At 74.8% G+C, this 1019-nt stretch carries 1 protein-coding gene and 1 pseudogene; both read right to left on the bottom strand.

Annotated elements, in window-relative coordinates; all coding sequences use genetic code 11:
- Positions 1–252 (bottom strand): annotated as a pseudogene (locus AB0C29_RS50240) (hypothetical protein); the annotation flags it as partial.
- The gene (locus AB0C29_RS50235; protein ID WP_360835712.1) at positions 245–808 is read right to left on the bottom strand and encodes a sigma-70 family RNA polymerase sigma factor; all 564 of its coding nucleotides are present in this window, start codon (positions 806–808) and stop codon (positions 245–247) included. The pseudogene AB0C29_RS50240 and the gene AB0C29_RS50235, both read right to left, overlap by 8 nt.
- Positions 809–1019: the final 211 nt, after the last annotated feature.

Here is a 1019-nt window from a genome sequence, read left to right as displayed (position 1 = left end):
GACCGCGTCGACGACCGCCGCGCGGGCCGGGGCGATCCCGGCGACCAGCGCGATCAGCGCGGCCACCACGGCCACGATCCACCGGCGGCCCGGCAGCGGCCGCACCCTGACCGACGGAGACCAACGGCGGCGGGGCGCGGGCTGCGCGAGCCGGGCCCGCACCGCGGCCCGCTGATCGGCGGCATCCGGTACGTCGAGATGGGTAACGAGGGCCCGCAGCTCCCGGGCGAGGTCGTCGAGGTCGTCAGGCACCGGGCACCCCCTGCCCCACGAGGCGGCCGCGCAGCTTGGTCAGAGCCCGCGACGTCCGCGACTTCACTGTGCCCTTGGGCAGGCCCAGGGTCTCCGCTGTCTCCGCCTCCGACAGGTCCAGCAGAAAACGGCAGACCAGCACCTCCTGGTCCCGCGTGTCGAGCAGGCGGATCTGCTCGACCAGGTGACGCCGGCGCTCGCCCTCGAGGACCGACTCGGCCGGATCCGGCTCGGCCGCCTCGGGGTGCTCACGGGCGGCGGCGCGCAGCACCAGGCCGTCCCGCCGGCGGCGGGACCGGTGCAGGTTGCGGGTCTCGTTGGCGACGATGGCCAGCAGCCACGGCCGGAACCCGGACCGGCCCTGGTAGTGGGCGAGCTGCCGGTACGCCTTCACGAACGCCTCCTGCACCACGTCGTCGGCGTCGGCCCCGGCACCGAGCAGGACGGCGGCCCGGTGCGCGGGCGTGGTGTAACGGACGACGAGGACCTCGTACGCGTCCACGTCGCCGGTGCGGGCACGCGCCACGGCTGCCGCATCGTCCAGTTCGGTCACCATCACCTCCTCGACACCGCACGCCGGGGAAAGGTTCCCGGGAACCCGGGGAGCACCTCGCGGTGTCGACAGGACATGACGACCCGGCGGGATCTTCTCATCATCGCGGGCGGCGCCGCCCTGCTGTCCGGTTGCCGCGACGAGCCGCGGCGCGCTGTGTCCGTACCGGATGTGGTGGTGGCCGGGACCCGCGAAGGCCGAGCACCACCAGGCC

This window comes from Actinoplanes sp. NPDC048791 (genome assembly GCF_040650095.1).
In the GTDB taxonomy this organism is placed as follows: Bacteria; Actinomycetota; Actinomycetes; order Mycobacteriales; family Micromonosporaceae; genus Actinoplanes.
This window is presented reverse-complemented; position numbering and strand designations above follow the sequence as displayed.